Raw genomic sequence first — 20,846 nt, forward strand, 5'->3', positions numbered from 1 at the left:
CCTGTTAGCTGCCAAAATATCTTTGCAAAACATCTGCTAGCCTTACTGCCGCGTAAGACAATTGTTGTTTTGCCACCGGCACATTTCCGTCCAGGTATTTCAATGTCAGCGCCGTAGTTCCTTTTTTCTTTGGATGGCAGGCATATACGGCCGGCAGATAACTGCGCGACTGCTGCATCCAGTTTGTGGCGTTACCTTGTTTTACCGTAGTCAATTGCGCAGCGGTAAGGCCCTTGCAATAGGTTAGCAATACTTGTTGGTTAATGTGGCCTTCGTCAATCAAAACATCATCCCAAACATGGTGTAAGGTATTACCAGTCATATTATACTTTGGCGTACTAACCAATTCGGCATTACCGCCTATGTCAGATCCATAACCGCAATGCAGGGGTTGTGTTATATCGCCCATCAAGTGAAACAGTATTCGCAGGTTTTGTTTCAGGCTGTCGGCACTTAATTTTTTCTTTTGATTAAAGGCATCCATTACCCGCTGAAGATTATACACCACATCATTATGATTAGCCACCTGCGGGTAAGTTTGGTTGGCTTCCATGTTTATGAAATGCCAATTCTTCATGTATTTGTATTTGTAAATATTATTGATCCTGACAGAATCCATCCACACTGCGGCCAGATCAGAATTGTACTTTGCCCCCAGCGCGTTTAATACTTTTTGTTTGGCGGCAGGTGTGATCAATGACAGCGCAGTTTCAACAATTAACCTGTGCCCCTGGGCACCCCATGCGTACGACCGGCGGGGCAAACCAGCTAAGGTGATTAACAAAAAAAGGCAGGCAATCAGTTTCAAAGGGTTCATAACAATGGTTTAGGTATGGTTAAAGTATTTACAATTTGGGCAAGGGTAGTGGCAAACATCTGTTTTAATATTTAAATAGATGCTAATCCCCGTAACTTTAATTGTAATAAATTATTGATTTTAAGCTGTTTAAATATAGAAAAAAATCACTCTAAATTAATACTGAAAATATATCCTGAACTTTTTTAACAGATAGCTATTATTAAGCACAAAACATATTCTTCTTTGTATATATAATTCACAACATATTTAAATCAAAATCTCATGGAAATTATACGCAATGGTTCGCAACCATCAGGCAAAGGGCCGGCAGAATATTTTACAGGAACGGTACGGATAGATCCGCTTTTTAGCCCGCCCGATCCGGCCCGTGTGGCAATGGCGCTGGTTACATTTGAGCCCGGTGCCCGCACCGCCTGGCATACCCACCCATTAGGACAAACGCTGATTGTTACCGCAGGCTCTGGCCAGGCACAACGCGAAGGAGGCCCAATAGAAGAAATTAAACAAGGCGATGTTGTTTGGTTTGCACCCGGCGAAAAGCATTGGCATGGCGCCGGCGCTACAACCGCCATGAGCCACATAGCTATCCAGGAAAAAACTAAACGGGTCGCCGGTTGACTGGATGGAACAGGTAACTGATGATCAGTATCATGGATAAACAGTAGAAAACCTACCCGACCTGCCGCTATCATCAAACAACGCGATCTTTACAGTACCCTTTGCCTGGATGCCGTTATTATACAATTTGCTTTTTGCAGTTGGGATACTTCCATCGGTAGTATAACGTATGGCCAACCCCGGTAATTGGGTATTAACTATTACCTGCCCGTCTTTAACTATCGCGCCCGCCAGCGGGATACGGTAGTTAAAGCCGCCGGCATAATAGGTTAACCTTGGCAGCTCTTGTTTACCAAGCACATTTACAAATTGCGACCAAGCTTCATTGTAAATACTTTTACTCTTCAGCGTATCTGTTTCTGTAGCCCATTCAGGGTTCTTTGCCCAGGCACGTTCTGCCAATGCGGTTAGCCTTGGTAAAAGCATGTATTCCATTCGCTCCGGGCTTTGCAGGGTTTCTGCCCATAAAGCACCCTGTAACCCTACAATATTGCTTATGCCCTGCGGTGTCGGCCTTTCTTTAGTTGCAAATACTATTGCCGGGTTTAAAGTTTCGCCTAACCGGCCTTTTACCGTATTTTTAAAATAATCGTAAGGGATAAAGCTGAATGGCCGGTCAAGATCGGCATAGCTGCCCCAATAATAACCGGGCTCGTCAAAGGCCTTGTTAACAGCCATATCAAAATACGTGTTGGTTACCGGCGATAAAATAACTTTATAGCCACGGTTAGCCAACTTATAAGCCAGATCTTCCGATCCCCAGCCCAACACATTGTTCCACACTTCAAGGTGGATATTTTTATCCGCTAAAGCGGGATTAATAACAGATTGCCTGACGTTGTTTTGTATTACTTTTTCAGACCCGACTTCTTCCCATGCGGTAAGGTATAAATGATGCGCCTGCGTTATGTTATAGACTTTGGTATAGTAGTAACTCCACAGGTTATCCGTGTTTTTAATAGTGGTATCCGTACTCTTCAGCTTTAAATAAGCAGGCGATTTTTCCCATACCCCGGCAGGCACTTCGTCGCCGCCATAATGAATAGATTTAAGCGGGGCGTTTGCCTCGGTATACATCTTTTCAATTTCTGTGGTTACCGTTTCTATAAACTTATAGGTTGATGGTAACGATACATCAATCACATTATCGTTATAGTCTTGTACGGAGCTGTATATGGAGCTGTCTCTCAGGTCGTGCAGCAGGTATTCCGCCGCCTTTTCTTTTTGATTTTGCCCGATATAATATTGGTACCGTGCGTTCATTGCCACAATGGCTGCACGCGCGTGCCCCGGGCTTTCAATTTCAGGGATCACCGTAATATGTCTTTGGTTAGCGTACCTTAATATCGCTATAAAATCGGCTTTGGTATAATAGCCACTGCCGGAGGTATTGCTTGTAAACGGACCAGAACCCAATGCAGGCTGCAGGTTTTTGCTTTCATCAACCGCGTATGCCCGCTTTGCGCCTACGGCAGTAAGTTCGGGCAGCGCCGGGATCTCTAATCGCCAGCCTTCATCGTCAGTAAGATGAAAATGCAATGTGTTTAATTTGTAAAGCGCCATTACGTCAAGCAGTTTCAGGATCTCCTTTTTGGGCTGGAAATTGCGGGCAACATCTATCATCACCGCCCGGTAAGCAAAGCGGGGTTTGTCTGTTACATTAACGCCATTTATCATTATACTTTTTTGCGGACGATGCCAGGCCTGCGCAGGCAGCAATGTTTTAAGCGATTGGATCCCATAAAAAATACCGGCACCGGATGAAGCTGCGATAGTTACTGCATCATTAGTTACCTGCAATTCATAAGCCTCTGGCGTCATTGGTTTGTTGACCAGTTTAATTTGTTTAGCCGCATTTTTTATCGCACCATTTTGAATCAATAGTTTAGCAAGTTCTGATCTGAATAACGCAGCTTCTGATCTGAATTGTGGATCGGCAACAATGCTTATTGTTGCATCCAGTTTGAATTTGGCCGCGGTAGCCTGGTAGCTATCCGGTGTAGGGAATATTTTGACCAGGCTATCCGCAGGGATATCGCGGATGATCTTGTTTTGTTCAAATAATAATTCGGGCGTGCTGGCTAACACTTTGTCGGCCGGGGTACGCATTAATTGTTTGGTTTGGGTTGATGGTATCAATACCGGCTCGTTTACTGCATAGGCCTGCGCCGGGGTTTTATCCCATACCAGGTAAAACCCTCTTGGTGCGTCAGAAACATTGATCAGCCAGCTATCGGCCACCAGTGCTATTTTCAGTGAGTCATTAACTTTTACCCCACCAAAATCTTTTTCAGTCGAAAGACAATACAAACCGCCATTCACATGAGTGACACTTACATTATCTGCCGGCGAAGCAGGCACAACAGGCTCGTCCGAATTAAAATAAAGTTTCCAGCCGCTTGCCGGTAATGAAAAACCTTGTTTGGTAATTAAAGTAAGTTCGGCAAGCGCTTTTTCTTTATTGGTATAGTTGTTTTCTATTACTTCCCATTTTAACCTAAGCCCGTTAATAGTGGGATCTGCCACCTTTTTTTGAGCAAATACACTGTTAGTTGACAGGACAATAAACAATAAAACCGGCAATAAATACTTCATGGATCTGGTATTTCAAGGAAAGTTAAAAAATTAATTGACCAACACCGCCATTTTATGGCGGTGTTGGTCAATTAATTGCAAAAATGTTAAAACTTGTAGCGCACAAAGGCTTCCATCGCTTCATATTCGGCAAGGCCCAATTTGTCGTAGCAGAGGGCTGTTTCGCGGTTACGGTCTTCGGCACGCACCCAAAACTCGCGCGCGTCTTCGCCCGGAAAAACCGGCGTATCTTTTTGCGACTGATGTTTAAATATAGCGTTACGTTTGCGGATAACCTCATAAGGCGATAGAGGCACCGCCATTTCTATTTCATAAGTAGCAAACTCATGCCATGCACCGCGGTACATCCATAACCAGCAATCTTTCACCCAATCTTCGGTTGCTTTAAGGCGGTTCAACGCGGCAAGGATAATATTAAAACAAACCACATGTGTGCCATGCGGGTCGGCAAAATCACCGGCGGCAAATACCTGCTGCGGCTTAACTTTTTGTAACAGATCGACGGTCAGCTTTATATCTTCTTCGCTTACCGTATTTTTCTTGGTTTTGCCGGTTTCATAAAAAGGCAGCGCCATAAAATGGATATTCTCATCTTTTAATCCGGCGTAGCGCGCGCCCGAAATAGCTTCTGTCTTGCGGATAAAACCTTTTACATCGCGCACCTCAGGTGTATCGATCTGGTTGGGTTGTTTGGTGGCAAAAAACCGGCGCATATCGCCATAGATAGATTTCAGCTTGCTGTTATCGTCGCCGATGCTTTTGTTAAAATCGATGGCGAATTCCATGTAGCGCAATACGTCATCGTCCCAAACGGCAGTATTGCCTGATGTCTGGTAGGCTACATGCACATCATGTCCCTGGTCAACCAAGCGGATGAATGTGCCACCCATAGATATTACATCATCATCAGGGTGCGGTGAAAAGATAATCACTTTTTTAACCGCGGGCTCGGCGCGTTCAGGGCGCTGCGAATCATCAGCGCCCGGCTTACCACCCGGCCATCCGGTTATAGTGTGCTGCGCCTGGTTAAAAATATCGATGTTAATATTATAAGCCGGCCCCTGTTCGACCGCCAGCTGTGCCATACCGTGGTTGTTGTAATCATCTTCGGTTAGCTTTAATATGGGCTTGTTCACGGTTTCGGCCAGCCAGATAACGGCTTTCTTTTTTAAGATGTTGGTCCACTCGCAATCTTTAACAAGCCATGGGATATCAAAACGGGTAAGCGCTGATGCTGCACCTTCGTCTAACATAAACTCTACATGGTCTGACAGTTGCAGGTAAGTGGCCGGTACATCACCTGAGATCTCCCCTTCAACCGCTTTCTTAATAATAGCGGCCTTCTTTTCATTCCAGGCCATGAGGATGATCTCGCGGGCCTTAAAGATGGTGCCTATACCCATGGTGATGGCTTTTACCGGCACATTTTCTTTACCGCCAAAATCTCGCGCGGCATCACTGCGGGTAAGGTCGTCAAGCGTTACTATACGGGTGCCTGAGTTTGGTGCTGATCCGGGCTCATTAAAGCCGATGTGCCCGGTACGGCCAATACCCAATATTTGCAGGTCAAGGCCGCCAAGGCTGGTTATTTTATGTTCGTACTCCAGGCAAAACTGTACAACTTCGGCCTGGCTTAAAGTCCCGTCGGGTATATGGATATTCTTTTTGTCAATGTCAATGTGGTTGAACAAATTCTCGTTCATGAAGGTAACGTAGCTTTGCGCCGCGGTTGGCTGCATAGGGTAGTATTCGTCCAGGTTAAAGGTGACTACATTTTTAAAGCTTAAACCTTCTTCCTTGTGCATGCGCACTAACTCGGCATACACCCCTATTGGTGTTACGCCGGTAGCCAAGCCCAATATGGCCTGCTCATTTTTTGTTTGTTTGTCGGTAATAAGTTTAGCTATCCGTTTGGCTACGTTTATAGCAGCTATTTGCTGATTGGGGTATACCGTAACAGGTAGTTTTTCAAAACGGGTTTCTTCTAAAAGATTTAATCGGGCCATAATTATTTCAGGCAAATAAATTTATTTGTTAGCAAAAACGTAAAAAAAATCCCCGCCGTAAACAGCGGGGACCCATCAATCAAACACTATTTGGAATCCCACCAAACACGTGACGTTAGCACGTCGCCACCTTCTATCGAGTTGTGCGCCGCGTTATAATTTGCAGTATTTGATCCTGCCTCTGTAACCGGGTAAGGGAAACGGCGCGGAATTGTACCACCGGTATTATTTCCCGGATAATTAACAGGTGTTAAAACCGGGAAACCTGATCTGCGCCAGTTTGACCAGTTTTCGTAAAAATCAAGCATGGTATTAGTTAGCGCCCAATATTGCGTATTGATCATTTCTAAACCATTAGCCGATACGTAAGGATGAGCAGTCATATAGGCTTCAGCATCCGTAGAAGAAACGGCTGCAGCGGGATCATATTCGCTTAGGTAAGTCATGGCATTAACTACGCCATCATGATAATGCTGGGCAGCATTGCCACCCAGGCCGAAACGCTCGGCGGCATCAGCCCATAAAAGCTCTGATTCTGCATAAGTTAAAACAAATGTAGGGCCGTTTCTTTTTATTAATGCAGGAGCGGGTGAAGAGTAATCAGTAAATTTTGTAAAACTTGGATCCTGGCGAACATCCTGCGCAGCCACACCACTTAGGTCTTTACCGTTAGGCATACCTTTTTGCGCCGCAGCACTTGAGTTAGCAGCTGTATTTTGAGTTTTGGTAGCGTCATCAACATATAAATTGGTTACAGCTATTTTTGACAAACGCGGATCATTGTTATTTTTCAGGAAATCAATAAACGTTTTTGACCAGCGGGTATAATAGTTTTCCTGTCCCCCATCACCTAATAAGATCTGACTGTTACGGTTAACCGTAGTACGGCCACCACCTGCATCGCCAAAAAAAGCAGCATCGTCAGCATTGCTGGCCATAGTATTACCAATTGCTTTTTGAACATATGTTTTTGCTGTTGCTGGGTCAACTTTGCTTAAACGCATAGCAATACGCAACAACAAAGTATTACCAAATTTTTTCCATGACGGAATATCACCTTTGTAGTATTTATCGCCTGTAGGCTTATCAGCCGCAGGGTCTAATTGCGTAGTAGCATCAGATACTTCTTTCAACAGGTCGGTATAAATAGCCTGTTGTTTATCATAAACCGGGAAATAAGTTTTGTCATAATAACCCAGGCCGGCCTGCGAATACGGAACATCCCCGTAAAGGTCAGTAATACGCTCAAAAATAAGCGCTTTCATGATCCGGGCTATCTGGTGAAGGTTTTTATACTGTGCTTTACCGTCTGTTGATTGTACTACATCAACTATAGGCTTAACCTGTTCTGCATAAGCGCCATCGCCACCGGTTGGCGGGCCGCCCGCAAAACCCCAGTAAGCAGCGGTATAACCCGCGTTCAGAATATATTTATCGCCGGCCCAATAGCTTATAACGGTTGAAAAGCCCTGCATCATAGTAGAACAATAAATTAGATTGGCACGCCATGTGTCATAGCTAAAATCAGCGCTTCCGGAATAACCTAACTGTGCGGCTGTTAACAAGTAATTAGGGTCAAAAGTAGATTGATTATATGTAGAGGGATTGGTATTAATTTTTTGAAAATCTTTTCTACACCCCGTAGTAAATAGTACACCCGCCAAAGCAAGTGATGTATATTTTAATATCTTTTTCATCTTAATAAGATTAGTAGTAGTTAATATTAGAACTTAACGCTTAGGTTCAATCCATAGGTCCTGGTTGAAGGCACACCACCTAATTCAAGGCCGGCAGCATTAAAGCTGTAATCAGCTTCAGGATCTATATTGTCTGTTTTTTTCGACAGGTAAAACAGATTACGCGCTACCAGACTTATTGATGCCGATTTTACAGCACCATGAAATAAGTTGTTAGGTAAAGCATAACCAAATGTTACCTGGCGCAGTTTAATGAAACTGGCATTTTGAACAAAGAGGCTTGAAACGTTATTTGCAAGGGTTGAGTAATATGTTGATGCCGTGTTACCTAAGGTTTCGCGGTTGTCAAGCGTAGCTTTATGTAAACCTAATACATAACCATAGTAATCAGTAGCAGAAAATATTTTACCGCCAAACTTGCCATCAATTAAGAATGACAGATTGAATTTGTCAAAGGTAAATGAGTTATTCCAACCGGCAACCCATTTGCCATAAGCAGAACCATATGCTTTCAGATCGCCTTGCAGCGGTATACCACTGGCGTCTTTCATAATGTTGCCGCTGGCATCACGCTTATAATCAAAAGCCATGATCTGGTCAATAGGAAGACCAATTAGATCTTGGGTAAATGCATTGCCGCTGCGAGAGGTAGCAACTAATAATGAAGGTTGGCCTGCAGCTAATGAAACAACTTTGTTATTATTGATTGATCCGTTAAGGGAGGTTGTCCAGCTAAATTTCTCCGTTTTAACTGGTATACCTGTAATTAATGCTTCAACACCACGGTTTTGTAACCGGCCAATATTTAATACCGCACCACCATACCCAGAAGCAATTGATGCCGGCGCATTTACAATTTCGTCTTTTGAGTTTTTGTTATACCAGGTTACATCTAAGTTTAACCTATCAGCAAAAAAACGTAATTCTGTACCAATTTCAAGCTCTGTAGCTAATGATGCTACTAAGGTGCTGTTTGGAATATTTATATTGTCAACAATACCTATTGGGCTTGAATTTACAGAACCATTAAAGTTGTAAGCTAACTGCGTTTGGTAAGGGCTTGTCGCCTGGCCTACCTGTGCAAAACCAACACGTAATTTGCCAAAGCTCAACCAATCATTTTTTACAAATTCAGAGAAAACAAATGATCCGTTTACTGATGGATATAGCTTGTTTAACGGGTTTGTATTATTACCGGGTGTAGCCAATGATGAATACCAGTCGTTTCTGACAGATCCTGTTATGTATAAATAGCTTTTATAATCAAACTCCAGTGTTCCGTATAATGATTCTACCTCCAAATCAGAAGGTGTATATTTTGCCGGATTAGGCTGTGCAATGTTTGATATAACGTAAACATTTGGCACAATGAATCCATTACCTGTCAGATCAAATAATTCTGATTTAGTGCGACGATAGCTTCCTCCAATGTTAGGTATGATAGTTAAATCGCCCGCTTTGTAAGTTTTACCTAATAATATATCCGTATTTATATCAGAAAAATTATTGCTTTTTTCTTCTATTGAGCCTGCTGGGCGGTAAGCGGTACCTGTTGGCACAACACCTGTGTACCTGTCATTATAAGCATCTCTGCCTGCACGGCCTTGTATAAAGTATCCGTCATCGAAGCTGTAGCGTAAGCTAGCCGATGAGATTAGCCTTTCACGATTAGTATTATTGATAAATTTTTCGGCAGCAAACCATGGGTTGGTTGCAAATGTATTGCCTGAATATCCATATTCAGAGCCATCAGCGTTTACAGCTTTCTTTAGCACATTAACATCAACACTGGTAGGTAACAGTGCTACGTTAAAGTTTGAGTTGCCCGGGCCATCATTAAGGAAAGGCCTGTTATGAGCTTGTTCTAAGATATAATTGTTTCTAACGTCAATTGTTAAATGTTTGGTGATATTATAATTAGCAGTTAAATTAAATGTTTGCCTGTTTAACCCTGAATTTGGGGTGATAGCCCTGTTTGTTAAATCACTGGCTGAAAAACGGATAGAGCCCCCATCAAAGCTTTTGTTAAAAGCAATGGTATTGGTAGCTGTGCCACCGGTACGGTAAAAATTGTCGATATTATTTTTTTGTGCTATGTAAGGACGTGATACACCGTCAAACTGTATTACGTTTGAACCATCTAACTTAGCGCCCCAGCTTGACTGGCCTGATTGAAACGCGGTAAGCGCATCAGCCGGTTTAGTTCCATTTGCACCCTGGCCGTAAACGTATTGCCAGTTAGTTGAGTTTACAACAGTTTCTGCAACATAATTTGAGTTAAACTCTATGCCATTACCTTTTCCGCTTTTTGTAGTGATCAATATAACACCTGCCTTACCACGATAGCCATATAGCGCAGATGCCGCCGCACCTTTTAGTACCGATATTGTTTCTATATCATCAGGGTTAAGGTTACCAATCGCATCACCAAGGTCAGGCTGGTTATCATATTGAGAGCCTATAGCGCTATTAGGGCTATTTTCCATTGGTACACCATTAACTACATATAATGGCTGCGTGGTTTGGGTTAAGCTGGAAACACCACGGATAATAACGTTTGACGAAGAACCCGGACCACCTGCAGTGGGTGTGACGTTCAAACCGGCCACTTTACCTTCTAATGAATTCATTACGTTTGGTTCGCGGGCCTGGGTAAGCTCATCGCCCTTTACTTCCGTAACCGAATAACCTAATGCTTTACGTTCTTTTTTAATACCTAAAGCGGTTACTACAACCTCACTTAGTTGTTTCGAGTCTTCATCAAGCAAGATACTCAATGCAGCCGGCGAAGCAATGGTAACCTCTTTTTTAAGATAGCCTATATAATTAAATGTCAACACATCCCCAACATTGGCATCAATGTTAAACTGTCCGTTAACATCCGTTTGCGTGCCTGATTGGGTGCCCTTTAACATAACGCTGACACCCGGCAATGGCTGTCCGCTGGCATCTCTTACAACCCCGGTAATTTTTATGGTTGATTTTGCATCATCTGTCTTGGCAAGGCTTAACACAGGCATAGTGCTTTGGCTTTGTGCAACACCAATATAATTACCAACCAATTTAAACTGCAATTGGGTTTGTTGCTGTAATTGGGTTAATACTTCTGCAAGCGGTTGTTTGGTAATGTGCAGCGTTAAAGCCGGGATACTATTGATAATTTGAGCATCATAAACAAAAGTAACACTGGCCTGCTGTTCAATGCGTTTAAATACCTGTTTAACACTGGCTTTGTCCATGTTCAGGTTCATCTCTTGCGCGCGCGTGCCTTTTGCCGCAAATAACGCTGTACAACAAACCTGGATTCCAATTATAATTGTAGTAATGCGCATGCATTTTCGAAGTATGGGCAATAATTTGCCGTAAAAATTCTTCATATTTGTAATGGTTTAAATACTGTTATTAAACTAAGCCGCTGCTGTTTATGGGTCTCAAGCATGTATCCAGCCGGCTAATCTCATTCCGGGGGCATCTAATGTTCCCGGTTTTTTCTTTTCGTAGCTACTACGATCAAGAACAGGTTATTTTACTACTACTGTGCTGTCATTGGCCATTTTATAGTTAAAGTGTTTGGTAAAGCTTAGTATTTCCATAATGGTGTCCAGGCGTTGGTTACCCAACGTAATAGAAATACGTTCATTCAGAAGGTCTTTATTGTCTACAGAAATTTTGGTATTATATTTTTTCTCGATAGCCTTAAATACATTGGCCAGGTTTTCCTGATCAAAAACAAGCACATTTTTGCACCACAGGTTAACCACGCTTTCGCGCACAGGCTCTTTAACCAGGTATTTGGTTGCCGGGTTAATGATCACCTCTTCGCGTGCCACCAACATGATGGCAGGCTTAGCCGGCTGGCTTGGTATGGTAATACCTACCTTACCTGTAACTACACTAACCTTAGTAGTTCCCTCGCGTTTGTAAGAGCGCACATCGAATGATGTTCCAAGTACGGTAACGTTTAAGTTTTTTGTTTTTACCACAAACGGATGATCATCCATGTGTTTGATGTCAAAAAACGCGCGTCCTTCTGACAGTTCAACCTCGCGCACCTTAGCACTAAATGTTTTCGGATATTTAAATACAGACCCCGCGTTAAGCCAAACTTTTGAACCATCAGGCAATACCACGCTGATCACTTTGTTTGCAGGCGCGCTTACAATGTGTTTCTCTGCCGTAATTTCTTTATGATCAGCAGGGCGTATTACAAAAAAGCCAATTATTAATATGGCAGCTACTGATGCCGCTTGCCATAGCAGGCGTTTTACATTAAAGCTGCGGCTTATAACTTTAGGTTCGGCTTTTTCAAGCATCATCCGTTTTTGCAGATCGCGGAAAATACGTTGCTTAAGCTGCTGCTCGGTTTCGGTGGTGTTTGTGTCTACAGTTTCAACCCACCCGTTATTGGTTTCATCATACCATTGATGAAGCATTTGCTTCTCTTCAGTTGATGCTGTTCCGGCAAAATACTTTTGTGCCAGTCGTTTTAATTCATTTGTACTCATCTTGGACTTCTATAACCCTATTTAATACTATAGAGTATATACAATACCAAATACCCTTGGTGTAAAATGATTTTTTTTGAAATTAAATCAACGCGGTTGCATGTTATGCCAAATTATGGGGAGGTTTAAGCTGATAATGGCGTCGTTGTGGGTATAAATAACATGTAAACATCGGCGATCCATATTTTCAAATGGATCACTTATCTACATTTTGCACGTATTAATGGCTGTTAAAACAGAAAGTTGGCCACGTTACCCAGGTTGGCCCTGATAACCCGTAAAGCTTTGGTTAGATGGCCTTCGGCAGTTTTTTGTGAGATGTTTAGCTGCTCGGCAACGTCAGACAATGATTGATCCTGCAGTTTGTTGTATTGAAACACCAAGCGGCACTTTTCAGGGAGTTTGTTGGATAGTTCGGTGATTATCTCAAGTAGCAGTTTATTATCGATATCGGTTTCGTCTATGGCTTCGGCAGTTATCATGCCGATGATGTTTTCCTGCTGTTTGGTTTTTTTATCTTTTGATATGTAGCGGTAAACCGAGTAACGCGTCATGGCTGCCATATAGCATTTAAGAGACTGGATATTGAGTTCCTCACGTTTTTTCCACAACATCAAAAAAACATCCTGAACTATCTCTTCGGCGGCTTCGGTGTCCTTTAATAACCGGTGCGCCTGTATGTATAGTTTATCCCAATAACGGTTATAGATCTCTGTAAATGCCGGTTCATCCCCGGTCCGTAAAAGCCGGGTTAGATCGTCATCCTCAAGTAATTGAATATTACTCACAAAGTTTTATTTTAAAACGAATATAACATAAAATTAATGAATAAGCATTAGACACACATTAAATCTACACATTTGGTAGGCAAGTATAAATTAGCGTTTGTATATTTCGGTTTAAGAGATAACTTTATCTCCTGATCGCAGCTTTGGCGATTTTAAAGCGCTTAAATAGCATAAAGACCAGTTATATTATTGTTATGAATTTTTCACTTGAGCAAAAACTGCACTACACGCTGCGCCTGGGTGTGGTTATGTGTTTTGTTGGCCATGGCGCTTTTGGCATTATTACCAAACCTATCTGGTGTAACTATTTTGCCGTATTTGGCATAGGCAAAACAATGGCCTATAAACTTATGCCTATATTGGGTGGCTTTGATATTTTATTGGGTATTATCATGCTGATCTACCCGATAAGAGCAATTGCCTTGTGGCTGGTTATATGGGGGATAGTAACCGCATCGTTGCGCCCGTTATCCGGCGAACCCTTTGCCGAACTGATAGAACGCGCGGGAAACTTCGGCGCACCGTTAGCCCTGATCCTCCTATCCGGTGGGATCAACAGCTTTCGTGATCTATTTAAACCAATGAAACCTACAGTTAAAATAGATGAACCAACTCTTGTAAACGTTATCACTTGTTTGCGCATAGTCGTTTTTTTACTACTCGCAGGCCACGGCTGGTTAAACCTGATCGGTAAGAAAGGATTGCTTACGCAGTATACGAATATAGGCTTTGCTAACCCACTACAGGTTGCCCATATTGTTGGCATATTTGAAATAGCAGCAGCTTTTACTATCCTGATGCGTCCTTTAAGATCCATATTATTTATTGTGCTGGTTTGGAAAATTGCCAGTGAACTTTTTTACCCGCACTACATGGCATTTGAGTGGATAGAGCGCGGCGGTAGTTACTGCACATTATTAGCATTATGGTTTATCTCAGAAAAAGTGTCAATCAATACCTTATTCACTAATAACCGATTAAGGCTTCACTACACTGAAACTAATTAAAGAGCTTTATTAAGCGATTGTAAAACCGCCTGCAGATGCAGGCGGTTTTTTTGTGCTGTTACAGTACTTTCAAGACATATTTCAGTCATCAAATCCGCATTGATGCGTACAAACACGCATCTTTCCTGCTAATTCTACGCTCAGCATTTCGGTACTTCTACACATCCAAATCAGGTAGAAGCCCTGCCTTTTAGCATGTCGTTATTGGTCAATTTTGAATCATCAGAAAGACAAAACAAAACGCGCTTTCAACTAAACAAATTTTAAACAAAACTTAAAAATTAAGGACATGAAAAAATTAAACTACTTATTTATGCTGTTAGTAATTATAGCAGTATTTGCATCATGCGGAAAAGATGGGGCCGTTGGGCCGCAGGGTTCAACCGGAGCAACAGGCGCACAGGGAGCCCAGGGAGCGGTTGGCCCTGCAGGACCTGCCGGGGCTAATGGCCAAAACGGAAGTGTGATCTACAGCGGCATTACAGCCCCGGCGGCGACAACCGGCGCAAAAGGCGATTATTACCTTAACTCAAGCAACGGTTTGCTTTATGGCCCTAAAACTGACGCGGGCTGGGGATCAGGATTCTCGCTTGTTGGACCCGCAGGCGCTACCGGAGCAACAGGTGCTACTGGTGCAACGGGTGCTACCGGGGCAACTGGCGCAACGGGTGCAGCTGGCAACTCTGTTTTAAGCGGGGCAGGTGTACCGTCGGCAGCGTTAGGCAAAACAGGCGATTTTTACCTGGATAATACCAGCTATTTATTGTACGGACCAAAAACAGGTGCGGGCTGGGGACCGGCAACATCATTGCAAGGACCTGCAGGCACAGCCAATGTTCAATATTCAGGCTGGAACTATGCCACAAATTTTAGGGATACCACTGCTGATAACAGCGCATTACATGCTGCTGATCTGGCAGCGCCAAAACTTACACAAGCGATATTAGACAACGGGCAGGTGCAAGTATACTTTACTTTTGGTGGCGGTGTTTATGCATTACCGTATACAAGCTATGCGGGTAATAAATTAAATACTATATCGTACCTGCCTCGTTTAGGGCATTTCATTATCACCCGCTTTACTGCTGATAACTCAAATTCTGTTAACTTATCTACGCTTTTACAATACCGTTATATCATAATACCCGGCGGTGTAAAGGTTGCGGCCACCAACCATGTTGATCTGAACAATTATGAAGCCGTAAGAAAATATTACAGGATAAACGATTAAGCAATCATCATAATACTAAAACAACCATCACAATTAATGAAGGGGTGTGGCCGGCGGCCACGCCTTTTTTGTTGTATAAGTATTTTATGATATCCATCTTGTTTTTCCTTGCAAAAAAGGGTTGTAAAATAATTGTATCTGTTTATAAATCAATACGTATAAGTACGCATATTTTAAAGTGTAATTTCGCTATTAATAAAATATTATTAACCTTTACTTTATGCTACAATAAACCACGCTATTGAAAGCGTGCTTATACCTATTACTAACTGTAAAATATCAACTTAAACAATAATTAATAACTAAACCCTCCAAAATTATGAAAACTTTAAAAACCTTAATTTTAACAGGCACTATGCTTGGTATTACCTTGATGTTCTCTCAATGCAGGCAACAGCCGCCTGTTGATGATGGCTCACAACAGCAAATACCTTATAACAAAGAGAAAGCACAGGTACACATCATTTCAATTAAAACAGCGGCGCAGTATGTATCAACCTATAAGGTTGGACGGCTTGGCTTAGACAGACAGGTAAGAGACACCGGTTATCTTACTAAAAGCTTTAACCTGCCAATAGCCGAACAATTTAACCGCGACGCGATTGCAGCCTTATTAAATCAACCCGGCGCGCAAGGCATACGCATTTATTTAGGCCAGGACAGCAAAAACGGGTTTGTAAACCTGGTATTGGTAGCCACCGACGAAAAAGGCAAAGACATCACCGGCGATGACGGACAGGTTATGAAATTTACAAAAAATTCGGCACCGGCTATAGCGCTTGAGGCCGGCCAGCGTTGCCCAACTTTATGCAGCCCTAATTGATATAAATTCTGCAAATGGATAATAATGTATTAAACTTTTTAATGAGTGGATCTATACTGATACCCATCATTATAGGTGCTGTACGCATTAAAAGATTAAACAAAGTATATTATCCATTTTTTATATTTTTATTATTAGGTCTCTTATCAGAATTGGTAAGTTTTATTCTTATAGAAAAGTTTAAGACAGGTAATGCAGCAGACGTAAAGGTTTATAGCCTGATAGAGTGCTGCATCATTTTATACCAGCTATACGTATGGAAAAGCTCCGCCAAATACCGCCGGCGCTTTATTTTCATAGCTGTGGCCTGTGTTGTTTTCTGGATGATAGAACATATTGTGTTTTTAAACATAAACACATGGACCCCGTACTTTAGGGTTTTTTATGCGTTTGTAATTGTACTGTTAAGTGTGAACCAGATCAACTCGATGATGTTTAACCACGATGAGCCATTATTTAAAAACCCCAGGTTTATTATTTGCCTGGGGTTTATTATTTTTTTCCTCTATCAGATTCTTTACGAGGCAGCTTATTATATTGGATCAGGAGAATCAACCATAGCCGATAAAATTATTTTTGGGAACAGCTATAATAACTTTTTTACAAATGTGATGTATGCGGTTGCTATTTTTATTATTACTGCTAAGAAAGAAGACGTATATAATCAATACTTAAGCGAACAATAAATAGTGTATATCTACAATGGCATAATATTGCGGTATGGCAGATAAAATATTTTACACGGCTATCATCACAGCATTACTGATCGCTATCGTGATCGTTTTTTTTGTGGTATCAGTGATCCGTTATAATAAAAAATACATGCAGCTGCAAAAAGACAGGGTACAGGCGCAGATCATGATCCAGGAATTGGAACGCAAGCGCATAGCTAATGATCTGCACGATAGCCTCGGCCCCATGCTTTCTACCGTAAAATTATATATGCACAGCATATCTGTAAGTGATGATACGGATAAGGAATCGCTTGATAAGGCTTCCAGCTTTATTGACGAAACCATTAAGAACCTGCGCGAGATATCTTATAATTTACTGCCCAGCAGCCTTGCCCGAAATGACCTGCCTATGGTGGTCAGGGAATTTATATCGCGTTTAGCAAGCCGGCATCCGCTTAAAATTGATTTTGAAACTACCGAAGACACATTCGTACCAAAAGATATAGAGATCCACCTGTTCAGGATCATACAGGAAATTATACATAACGCCATTAAGCACTCGGGTGCCTCAAACCTTAAATTGGTCATTGCTAAAAAGCCCGATGGCTTGTTTTTAATATCAGAAGATAACGGCAAGGGCTTTAATCTGGATGATATCCGTGACGGATCTGGCGGGCTTGGTTTAAAAAGTATGGAGAACAGGTGCGAGATGATTGATGCTACCCTAAAAATCATAACGGCTAAAAACCAGGGTTGTAAAATTATTATAAAGATGCCCAATTCATAATTTATGCTATTTTTGGTAAAAATTTAACCCTCAAATCACCAGGCTCATGTATTATAATATCAATATTGTAATTGCTGACGACCATGAGATCTTTTTGGATGGCCTGGCGCTAATGCTATCCAAACACCAGGGCTTTAACGTTCTTGGCCGGGCGTTAAATGGCCAGCAATTGCTTGAAATTGTAAACCGCGAAAACCCGGATATTGTATTGACAGATATCCGCATGCCTATTTTGGATGGGATCCAAAGCACAAGGCAGATCCTATCAGCGCACCCCCATACCGGCATTATCGCCTTATCCATGTTTGATGAGGAAAACCTGATCATTGAAATGCTTGAGGCCGGCGCTAAAGGTTACCTGCTAAAAAATGCGCATAAAGATGAGATCATTGACGCTGTTGTAAACGTTTATCAAAATAAAAACTACTATTGCGCCCAAACATCATCAAGGCTGGCCACCATGATCGTACGCAGCAAGTTCAGTCCTTTTAACGAGCCCAAAATTGTATTGAACGACCGCGAAAAGACCATTATCCAAATGATCTGCCAGCAACAAACAACACAGCAAATTGCCGACAAGATCTACTTAAGTAAACGCACGGTTGAGGGTTACCGGGTAAAGATCCTTGAAAAGATCCAGGCTAAAAACATTGCCGGGGTTGTGATCTTCGCTCTAAAAAACAATATCATTAAAGAAGAAGATGTGCTGTATTAAAACCTGCCGGTTTTAATTATTCTTTTACCTTTTGCAGGAATGTGTTAAGACTTACTTCATAAGTTATCTGATATCGTGTTGCCTTTAAAGCCCTTTATTTAGGCTCTTTCCGGCTATATCTCCTTTTGGTCAATATCCACACCTCGCCGTATATCATTGATATACAACGCCACACGTATTAGCTCCTCTAAAATTTACGTAGAACTACGCAGTCATATCAGGTACTACTCCTCTCAAATAGGCCCTCATACCACCATAGCTTTGGGTATGCTTAAATCAGTAAACATTTAGAGCGCAGACCCGGAAGCCGAAAGGGGAAAAATGAGTAGGCAAGAAAAAATTTGACCGGTTACCCGGCCGATATAAATATTCAAGATCATGAACGAGAACGAACAACACCTTCAGATCTTAAGGAGTAGTTTCAATGCTTTACATTCCTTAAGTCATCCAACAACAGCAAAGGCTTTTGCTAATCTTAAAGAAAAAGTAGTTGCCTATTCCGGTAATACTTTTTACGAGGAGATCAGGTCTGTATCTTACAATCCTGATATACATTTGCTGGAAGCAATTATAGCTACCAAAAAAGATTATGGCTATAACGGCAATCTTTGTACAGATGGCTCATACGCATTTGTACGCTTTTATATTAACTACGGCACCGGCTGGGAAGACCAGGGATACACCGCCGTAAATGAGCACGATATACCTACCGGGGTTGATTGCAAAAAGCATCCTGAAAAGCCCTTGAGCTATTCTGCATCGCTAAAAATTGTACCTAAGGCAAATAAGTGTAGTATCCATGTATTGCCAAGGGTAAGAGCGGTACTTGAGTGGAACAAGATCCCGCCTGCCAACGACCCTAATTACACCTCGATCTGGGGCAATACGGTTGATGATTTTATCCAGATAAAACCCTATAAAGAGTTTATCATTTCAAACCCTGCATTTAACCAGTTGGTTGAGCTTACCGTATCGCACCCCAATTTGAAAATAGCCGACGCAGCAAAACTGGTTCCTGGTGGCGAGCTGGCTTTAAGCCAATCAAAATCGGCCTATGGCACACAACCGCTTGAGCTAAGCGCCCTCGCAAATTTATACAAAGAAACAGCGTTGGTATCGCCTGCAAGATATGGCTTACCATATGTGTTGCCTGTTTTAAAAAGCTATAACTCGGTTACCATTGCCAGCAGTATTGAAACCTGGAACAAACTGGGTGTCGACTTTGGCACCATCATCAATGAGCTTGAGCAAACCAATGCTGATATTGCTTATGAGCAACTTGAAAGCCTGGGCCTTGATTATAACTTAGAGCAATTTGTAGCCAGTTTCAGGGTAAAAAGGCCTATTGGTTATTCAGGCAACCTATGCAGCAGCGGCAGCCTTGAATACGTAGCATTTTGGGCCGACTGGGGAAACAATTGCAAATGGGAATACCTGGGCACCACATCTGTAAACGTGCACGATATTAACAATATCCCTAAAGAGGGGATCTCATACGCTGCTGTACTTCCGTACGATTTTAATAAAGTGCGTAAACTATGCACCCATCCTGAGGTTGTTAAGATCCGCGCTGTGCTTTCATGGAACGCAACTCCGTCAACCACAGATGCCGACGAACTGGAATATTGGGGCAACCGAATGGATGCTTATATCCAGGTTAAACCGGGTGCTAACACAAGTATAGTAGAGCCGATCTTTAATATCCTTGGTGGTATCCCGGTTGATAAGATCAGCGATGTTGACGGCTTGACCATCCCGGGTGCAAAATTCGCGCTTAACCAGGCAGCGGTTAATGACTACAGTCCGTTTGGCGGGATTGTTGTTATCCAGGGGCCATCATTTGTTGGTAAAAAATACCGCATCAAAGTAACCAATATGAGTACGCTGGCTACCTACTACATTAATAATGATTTTGTGGTTGTTGGCTGGTTAATGGTACCACCGTATGTACAGTATACTATAGTACAGGCCGATCCGGTAGATTTTTATTATAACTACCAAACGTTTGATAAAAACACCGATAACGTATTGGCCAGGTTTAGCCCGGGCACCAATGATCTGTTAAAGCTTGAGCTTGAAATTGCAGGTGTTGCAGGTGTGTTTACCAAGTTTATTCAGATGGATAATATCGCGCCGGTTATTAATTTGCAGATCGATGACCTGGGCGATTGCTCGCACTACAAGGTTGGCGATGTGATCACCGGCTCATATTCTGTAAATGATGCTCATCTGTTAAGTTATTCATTAGTGAGCAGCTTTGGTGGTTCGGTTAGCGGTACGTCTAACATTTCAGACTCGTTTGCCTTCTTAACAGCCGGCACTACATCGCCTTGCGGTAAGATCTCATTAACGGCTTACGAGAAAACTATATATGACAGCCAATGGACAAACAATTATAGCTATACCGAGCAGATCATCTGCTTGCAACAAGCTAAAAAGTGACGATAGTTTTGTTTATAGTTGATTAGTGCATCCTGCCTGGGGTATGGTTATTAAGTTAACCTCACTCCGGCAGGATTTTTTCTTTACCACCCATCTATATTAAGCCTATGCAAAAAACATTTTAATGTTGTCTATTTT

At 42.2% G+C, this 20,846-nt stretch carries 15 protein-coding genes; 8 read left to right on the forward strand and 7 right to left on the reverse strand.

Annotated elements, in window-relative coordinates; translation table 11 throughout:
• Positions 1-4: 4 nt before the first annotated feature.
• On the reverse strand, positions 5-817 hold the full coding sequence (locus tag FO440_RS06035) for a S1/P1 nuclease (RefSeq protein WP_144247312.1): 813 nt from the start codon (positions 815-817) through the stop codon (positions 5-7).
• A 264-nt stretch (positions 818-1,081) separates the two neighbouring features.
• Here FO440_RS06035 and FO440_RS06040 point away from each other — a divergent pair, with 264 nt between their 5' ends.
• Positions 1,082-1,438: a (R)-mandelonitrile lyase gene (locus tag FO440_RS06040; RefSeq protein WP_222103932.1), complete on the forward strand. Its 357-nt coding sequence runs from the start codon at positions 1,082-1,084 to the stop codon at positions 1,436-1,438.
• A gap of 30 nt (positions 1,439-1,468) precedes the next feature.
• On the opposite strand, the gene FO440_RS06045 is transcribed toward FO440_RS06040, so the two are convergent.
• The 6 genes from FO440_RS06045 to FO440_RS06070 all read right to left on the reverse strand — a co-directional run bounded on the left by FO440_RS06045 (position 1,469) and on the right by FO440_RS06070 (position 13,029).
• Complete coding sequence (locus FO440_RS06045) at positions 1,469-4,033, reverse strand: family 20 glycosylhydrolase (RefSeq protein WP_144247313.1); 2,565 nt, start codon at positions 4,031-4,033, stop codon at positions 1,469-1,471.
• 86 nt (positions 4,034-4,119) lie between these two features.
• Positions 4,120-6,039, reverse strand: coding sequence for a glucosamine-6-phosphate deaminase (gene nagB, locus FO440_RS06050; protein WP_144247314.1), 1,920 nt, complete (start codon positions 6,037-6,039; stop codon positions 4,120-4,122).
• A gap of 86 nt (positions 6,040-6,125) precedes the next feature.
• A complete protein-coding gene (locus tag FO440_RS06055) occupies positions 6,126-7,736 on the reverse strand; it encodes a SusD/RagB family nutrient-binding outer membrane lipoprotein (protein ID WP_144247315.1) in 1,611 nt (536 codons plus the stop codon).
• Positions 7,737-7,762: 26 nt separating this feature from the next.
• Positions 7,763-11,113 (reverse strand): SusC/RagA family TonB-linked outer membrane protein, encoded by a 3,351-nt coding sequence (locus FO440_RS06060; protein WP_144247316.1) that lies wholly within the window; start codon positions 11,111-11,113, stop codon positions 7,763-7,765.
• A 144-nt stretch (positions 11,114-11,257) separates the two neighbouring features.
• Positions 11,258-12,241 (reverse strand): FecR family protein, encoded by a 984-nt coding sequence (locus FO440_RS06065; RefSeq protein WP_144247317.1) that lies wholly within the window; start codon positions 12,239-12,241, stop codon positions 11,258-11,260.
• A 230-nt stretch (positions 12,242-12,471) separates the two neighbouring features.
• Positions 12,472-13,029: a sigma-70 family RNA polymerase sigma factor gene (locus FO440_RS06070; RefSeq protein ID WP_144247318.1), complete on the reverse strand. Its 558-nt coding sequence runs from the start codon at positions 13,027-13,029 to the stop codon at positions 12,472-12,474.
• 194 nt (positions 13,030-13,223) lie between these two features.
• On the opposite strand from FO440_RS06070, the gene FO440_RS06075 reads away from it, so the two are divergent.
• From FO440_RS06075 to FO440_RS06105, 7 genes are all read left to right on the forward strand, one after another.
• Complete coding sequence (locus FO440_RS06075) at positions 13,224-14,036, forward strand: hypothetical protein (protein WP_144247319.1); 813 nt, start codon at positions 13,224-13,226, stop codon at positions 14,034-14,036.
• 289 nt (positions 14,037-14,325) lie between these two features.
• Positions 14,326-15,267, forward strand: a complete 942-nt coding sequence (locus FO440_RS06080) for a collagen-like protein (protein ID WP_144247320.1) — start codon at positions 14,326-14,328, stop codon at positions 15,265-15,267.
• Positions 15,268-15,586: 319 nt separating this feature from the next.
• On the forward strand, positions 15,587-16,090 hold the full coding sequence (locus tag FO440_RS06085; protein ID WP_144247321.1) for a hypothetical protein: 504 nt from the start codon (positions 15,587-15,589) through the stop codon (positions 16,088-16,090).
• Positions 16,091-16,131: 41 nt separating this feature from the next.
• Positions 16,132-16,776: a hypothetical protein gene (locus FO440_RS06090; protein ID WP_144247322.1), complete on the forward strand. Its 645-nt coding sequence runs from the start codon at positions 16,132-16,134 to the stop codon at positions 16,774-16,776.
• Positions 16,777-16,810: 34 nt separating this feature from the next.
• Complete coding sequence (locus tag FO440_RS06095; RefSeq protein ID WP_144247323.1) at positions 16,811-17,551, forward strand: sensor histidine kinase; 741 nt, start codon at positions 16,811-16,813, stop codon at positions 17,549-17,551.
• Between the two features lie 46 nt (positions 17,552-17,597).
• Entirely contained in the window at positions 17,598-18,266 is a 669-nt protein-coding gene (locus FO440_RS06100) for a response regulator transcription factor (protein WP_144247324.1), read from the forward strand.
• 378 nt (positions 18,267-18,644) lie between these two features.
• The gene (locus tag FO440_RS06105) at positions 18,645-20,708 is read left to right on the forward strand and encodes a hypothetical protein (RefSeq protein ID WP_144247325.1); all 2,064 of its coding nucleotides are present in this window, start codon (positions 18,645-18,647) and stop codon (positions 20,706-20,708) included.
• Positions 20,709-20,846 lie beyond the last annotated feature (138 nt).

Origin of the sequence: Mucilaginibacter corticis, assembly GCF_007558865.1 — a bacterium.
Classification (GTDB): domain Bacteria; phylum Bacteroidota; class Bacteroidia; order Sphingobacteriales; family Sphingobacteriaceae; genus Mucilaginibacter; species Mucilaginibacter corticis.

Coding starts and splice junctions, on each gene's coding strand:
- FO440_RS06035 (WP_144247312.1), bottom strand. CDS start 817: ATGAACCCTTTGAAACTGATTGCCTGCCTTTTTTTGTTAATCACCTTA.
- FO440_RS06040 (WP_222103932.1), top strand. CDS start 1,082: ATGGAAATTATACGCAATGGTTCGCAACCATCAGGCAAAGGGCCGGCA.
- FO440_RS06045 (WP_144247313.1), bottom strand. CDS start 4,033: ATGAAGTATTTATTGCCGGTTTTATTGTTTATTGTCCTGTCAACTAAC.
- nagB (WP_144247314.1), bottom strand. CDS start 6,039: ATGGCCCGATTAAATCTTTTAGAAGAAACCCGTTTTGAAAAACTACCT.
- FO440_RS06055 (WP_144247315.1), bottom strand. CDS start 7,736: ATGAAAAAGATATTAAAATATACATCACTTGCTTTGGCGGGTGTACTA.
- FO440_RS06060 (WP_144247316.1), bottom strand. CDS start 11,113: ATGAAGAATTTTTACGGCAAATTATTGCCCATACTTCGAAAATGCATG.
- FO440_RS06065 (WP_144247317.1), bottom strand. CDS start 12,241: ATGAGTACAAATGAATTAAAACGACTGGCACAAAAGTATTTTGCCGGA.
- FO440_RS06075 (WP_144247319.1), top strand. CDS start 13,224: ATGAATTTTTCACTTGAGCAAAAACTGCACTACACGCTGCGCCTGGGT.
- FO440_RS06080 (WP_144247320.1), top strand. CDS start 14,326: ATGAAAAAATTAAACTACTTATTTATGCTGTTAGTAATTATAGCAGTA.
- FO440_RS06085 (WP_144247321.1), top strand. CDS start 15,587: ATGAAAACTTTAAAAACCTTAATTTTAACAGGCACTATGCTTGGTATT.
- FO440_RS06090 (WP_144247322.1), top strand. CDS start 16,132: ATGAGTGGATCTATACTGATACCCATCATTATAGGTGCTGTACGCATT.
- FO440_RS06095 (WP_144247323.1), top strand. CDS start 16,811: ATGGCAGATAAAATATTTTACACGGCTATCATCACAGCATTACTGATC.
- FO440_RS06100 (WP_144247324.1), top strand. CDS start 17,598: ATGTATTATAATATCAATATTGTAATTGCTGACGACCATGAGATCTTT.
- FO440_RS06105 (WP_144247325.1), top strand. CDS start 18,645: ATGAACGAGAACGAACAACACCTTCAGATCTTAAGGAGTAGTTTCAAT.